Below are 4,751 nucleotides of genomic sequence, written 5' to 3' on the forward strand. Positions count from 1 at the left end.
GGCGGCGGGGCCGGCGCCCGCCGCCGCGAGACCGAGCGTGAGCAGCACGGCGGCGAGATGCCTGGTCAGTGAGGTTTTTTCCATGTGCCGCACGCTAGGGAGCACCGAGGCCCCCGCACATCGGTCAGGTTGCCGGAGCACCCCTGACGAAAGTCATAGCCCGGCCAGCGTCGCGCGTGCCCCCACCCGGTGCAGGGAGTCGAGCGCGTCGAGGTACGGCTCGACGAACCGCGGCTCCTCGACGAGCGACCCGAACAGCGCGGGGGCGCGCAGGAACGCCAGGGGGTCGGCGCGCTGGGACCTCGCGAGCGGGACCAGCCGGTCCGCGAGCCGGTCCACCACCTCGATCGGCTCGCCCTGCTCGTCGACCCCCTCGGCGTACCGCGCCCAGCTCGCGACGACCACCGCCGAGAGCGTGACCTCGCCACCCGTGCGGAGCTGGTCGCGCACCAGCGGCACGAGGAACTTGGGGATGCGGTCCGACGTCTCCGCGCCCAGCCGGGCGAGCGTGTCGCGGACGGCGGGGTTGCCGAACCGCGCCATCAGCGTCGCCTTGTACTCCTCCAGGTCGACGCCGGGCACCGGCGCCAGGGTCGGCGTCGCCTCGCGGTCCATGAAACCGCGCACGAACCGCGCCAGGTCGGGGTCGGCGACGGCCTCGTGCGCGTACTCGTACCCGGCCAGGCGGCCGAGGTACGCCATGGCCTGGTGGCTGGCGTTGAGCAGCCGCAGCTTCATCAGCTCGTACGGCTCGACGTCGGCCACGAGCTGCACGCCCGCGTCCTCCAGCGGCGGCCGGCCGAGCGGGAAACGGTCCTCCAGCACCCACTGGAAGAACGGCTCGGCCACCACGGGCCAGCGGTCCTGGACGCCGAACCGCTCGGCCACCAGGGCCCGGTCGGCCTCCGTGGTGACGGGCGTGATGCGGTCGACCATCGAGCTCGGGAACGCGACGGCGTCATGCACCCACCGGCCCAGCTCGGGGTCGCGGAGCCCGGCGAAGGCCGCGAAGACGGCGCGTGCCATCTCGCCGTTGCCCTGCACGTTGTCGCACGACATCACGGTGAACGGCGGCAGGCCGCGCGCCCGCCGTCGGGCCAGGGCCTCGACCACGTAGCCGAACACGGTGGCCGGGACGGCCCCGGGCCGGGCGTCGGCGACGACGCCCGGCGCGCTCGCGTCGAACGCGCCGGTGACCTGGTCGAAGTTGTAGCCGCCCTCGGTGATGGTCAGCGACACGATGCGGGTGTCCGGGTGGGCCATGCGCTCCAGCACGGCCTCCGGGTCGTCCGGCGCGAACAGGTACTCCACGATGCTGCCGACCACCCGGGCGTCGAGGTCGCCGTCGGCGTGCTTGGTCACCAGCGTGTACAGGCCGTCCTGCGGCAGCAGCGCGTCGCGCATCGCGGCGTCGCCCGGCAGCAGGCCCACGCCGCAGATGCCCCAGTCACGGGCCTCGCCGCGGCGCAGCAGGTCGTCGACCGCGAGCGCCTGGTGCGCCCGGTGGAACCCGCCGACGCCGAGGTGCACGATGCCGACGCGGATGCCGGTGCGGTCGTACGGCGGGGCGGCGAGATCGAGCATCGTCACTTGATCGCTCCCATCGCGAGGCCGCGGACGAGCTGCTTCTGCGCGATCCAGCCGGCGAGCACCACGGGCACGATGGCCACGGTGGCGGCGGCGGACAGGACGGCGAGGAACTGACCGCGGCCGTCCACGAAGCTGGTCAGGAACGGCGGGGTGGGCCGGGCCACCTGGGCGGTGAGCAGGTTGGCGAGGAAGAACTCGTTCCACGCGAAGATGAAGCAGATCAGGCCGGCCGCGGCGACGCCGGGCAGCACGATGGGCAGCACGACGCGGAAGATCTCGGTGCCGAGGCGGGCGCCGTCGAGCTGGGCGGCCTCGATGACCTCGCGCGGCACCTCGGCGAGGAACGAGCGCATCATCCAGACGGCGATCGGCAGGTTGACGCCCACGTAGAGGACGGTCAGCCAGGTGATGTTGTCGAGCCCGCCCACGGACTGCAGCAGCAGGTAGACCGGGATGATGGAGGCCGCGACGGGCATGAAGCGGGTCGAGATGAAGAAGAACAGGGCGTCGCGCACATTGGTCACGGGCCGGATGCTCAGGGCGTAGGCGGCTGGGATGGCGAGGGCGAGCACGAGGAGCGTGGACCCGAGGCTCGCGCTGAACGAGTTGATCAGGTACGGCATCATGTCGCGGTCGAAGACGGCGCCGAACCGGTCGAGCGTCAGGTCGGGGGCGAACGTGGGCGGCGACGTCGCGGCCTGGTGCTCGGGCTTGAACGCGGTGAACACCATCCAGGCCACGGGGAAGAAGAACATGAGCACGAGCACCCAGGTGACCACGGTGATCAGGGCCGCGCGCAGGCGCGAGGAGGTCATCGGTCGATCCCTTCCTTGGAGAAGACCTTGAACAGGGTCCGCAGCGCGACGGAGGCCACGACGATGGTGACGAGCACCGTCATCACGCCGTACGCGGCGGCCTCGCCCACCTCCAGGCCGACGAACGCCCGCTCGTAGAGCAGGTAGGACAGCGTCTTGGTGCCGCCGGTACCGCGCGTCATGATCGCGATCGGGTCGAAGACCTGGAGCAGCATGATGGAGGCGAGCAGCACGGCGATCTCGACGTACTGCCGCAGGTGCGGCAGCGTGATCTCGCCGAACGTGCGCAGCGCGCCGGCGCCGTCGACGGCGGCGGCCTCCAGTACGTCCTTGTCCTGGGCCTGCAGTCCGGCCAGCAGGATGAGCATGACGAACGGCGTGTACTGCCAGGTCAGCACCAGGATGATGGTCAGCATCGGCAGCTCGGTGTTCCACGCGACGGGCGGCAGGCCCACCAGGCCGAGGCCCCAGTTGGCCATGCCGGTCGCGGCGTCGAGGATCGACCACTTCCAGATCAGGGCCGCGGCGGCGGGCATGACCAGGAACGGCGTGATCATCAGGGTGCGGGCCACGCCGCGGCCCACGAACCTCCGGTCGAGCAGCACCGCGAACAGCATGCCGAGCAGCGTGGAGGCCACCACGGCGCTGCCGGTCACGGCGACGGTCGCGCCCAGCGAGGACAGGAACGAGCCGTCGCGCAGCACATCGGCGTAGTTGTCCAGGCCCGCGAACCCGCGGTCGCCGGGGCGCAGCATGTTCCAGCTCTGCAGCGAGTAGTAGATGGTCAGCAGGAACGGGATCTGGGTGAGCACGATCGAGGTGGCCAGCGCGGGCCACAGCAGGGCGCGCGAGACGGCCAGGCGGCCTCTGCGGCCCGAGTCGCCTGCCGGCGCGGCCCCCGAGGGCCGCCGCCGGGTCGGGCTGGTCATGAGTGCGGTCATTTCTGGCCCTCCTGGGCACCAGGCCCCGCACGACGGCGGGGCTGGGTGCGGGGAGCACGTGCTCCCCGCACCCGGTTCCGGCTACTTCTGGGCGTCGCCCGCGTCCTGGGCGAGGTCCTGGGCGCGGTCGAGCACGGGGCCCAGCTCGCTGCGGCCGGCGAAGACGTCGGCGAGGTCCTGCGAGACCTGGTTGCCGAGGTCCTGGAACTCCGGGATGGTCACGTACTGGATGCCGGTCCACGACTGCGGCGCCACGCCCGGCTGCTCCGGGTCCACGGCGAGCATGATGTCCCGCGTGATGGGCGCGAACGCGGCCGCGGCCTCCTCGTACTCGGGGATCTCGTACGTGGAGTTGCGGGCGCCCGGGGGCACGCGGCTCCAGCCGAGCTCGGTACCCACGAGCTGGTGGTACTCCTTGCTGGTGGCCCACTTCACGAACTCGACCGCGGCGTCGCGGTTCTGCGTGGTCTCGGGGATCGCGAGGTTCCACGACCAGAGCCAGCCGGACTCCTCGGTCTCGACGACGGGCGCGTGGGCGTAGCCCATCTTGCCCGCGACCTGCGACGACTCCGGGTCCTCCAGCAGACCGGCGGCGACGGTGGCGTCCACCCACATCGCGGAACGGCCCTGGCTCACGTTGTTCAGGCACTCGGTGAAACCGGTCGAGACCGGGTCGGCCTCGCCGGCGTCCGCGACCAGGTCCACGTAGAACTGCACGGCCTCGGCGAACTCGGGCTGGTCCACCTGGGCGTTCCACTCGGCGTCGTACCAAGCGCCGCCGAACGTGTTCACCACCGTGGTCAGGGGCGCGAAGACCTCGCCCCAGCCGGGCTTGCCGCGCAGGCAGATGCCGTCGACGTCGTCCGAGTCGACCTCGCGGGCGATGTCGGCGACCTCCTGCCAGGTGGGGTGCTCTGGCATGGTCACGCCCGCCTCGTCGAGCAGCTCCTTGTTGTACATGAGCATCGAGGACTCGCCGTAGAACGGGACGGCGTACAGGGAGTCGTCGACCGTCAGGGCGTCCTTGACGGGCTCGAACAGGTCGTCGACGTCGTAGTCCGCGTCGGACTCCAGGTCGCCGCTCAGGTCCGTGAGCCAGCCGTTCTGCGCCCAGATCGGCACCTCGTAGGAGCCGACCGTGACGATGTCGTACTGCCCGCCGTCGGTGGCGACGTCCTTGGTGACGGCGTCCCGGAGGTCGTTCTCCTCCATCTGGATGAAGTTCACCGTGATGTCCGGGTGGTCCTCCTCGAAGGCGGACTTGAGCTCCTCCATGTCCTTCATCTGGGGGTTGTTGACGGTGGCGAGCGTCAGCTCGACCGGGCCGCCGTCGGACCCGGCGGCGCCGCTGTTCCCGCCGCCCCCCGCCCCGGCGCAGGCGGTCAGCGTCAGCGCGAGCGCCACG

The 4,751-nt window shown here is 71.4% G+C and carries 4 protein-coding genes; all 4 read right to left on the reverse strand.

Going from position 1 to position 4,751, the window contains the following annotated elements; genetic code table 11:
• Nucleotides 1-153: 153 nt before the first annotated feature.
• Nucleotides 154-1,584, reverse strand: a complete 1,431-nt coding sequence (locus tag PROKR_RS28560; RefSeq protein WP_036970939.1) for a mannitol dehydrogenase family protein — start codon at nucleotides 1,582-1,584, stop codon at nucleotides 154-156.
• Between the two features lie 2 nt (nucleotides 1,585-1,586).
• Nucleotides 1,587-2,405 carry a carbohydrate ABC transporter permease gene (locus PROKR_RS28565; RefSeq protein ID WP_036970836.1) on the reverse strand — a complete coding sequence of 273 codons (819 nt, stop codon included), beginning with the start codon at nucleotides 2,403-2,405 and terminating at the stop codon, nucleotides 1,587-1,589.
• Nucleotides 2,402-3,346 (reverse strand): carbohydrate ABC transporter permease, encoded by a 945-nt coding sequence (locus PROKR_RS28570; protein WP_036970839.1) that lies wholly within the window; start codon nucleotides 3,344-3,346, stop codon nucleotides 2,402-2,404. The genes PROKR_RS28565 and PROKR_RS28570 overlap by 4 nt, the downstream gene beginning before the upstream one ends.
• Nucleotides 3,347-3,427: 81 nt before the next feature.
• A partial coding sequence (locus tag PROKR_RS28575) for an ABC transporter substrate-binding protein (RefSeq protein WP_036970842.1) occupies nucleotides 3,428-4,751 on the reverse strand: 1,324 nt, incomplete at its 5' end.

Source organism: Promicromonospora kroppenstedtii DSM 19349, assembly GCF_000515355.1.
Classification (GTDB): Bacteria; Actinomycetota; Actinomycetes; order Actinomycetales; family Cellulomonadaceae; genus Promicromonospora; species Promicromonospora kroppenstedtii.

Excerpts from the sequence above, each read along its gene's own strand:
- PROKR_RS28560 (WP_036970939.1), bottom strand. The coding sequence starts at position 1,584 with ATGCTCGATCTCGCCGCCCCGCCGTACGACCGCACCGGCATCCGCGTC.
- PROKR_RS28565 (WP_036970836.1), bottom strand. The coding sequence starts at position 2,405 with ATGACCTCCTCGCGCCTGCGCGCGGCCCTGATCACCGTGGTCACCTGG.
- PROKR_RS28570 (WP_036970839.1), bottom strand. The coding sequence starts at position 3,346 with ATGACCGCACTCATGACCAGCCCGACCCGGCGGCGGCCCTCGGGGGCC.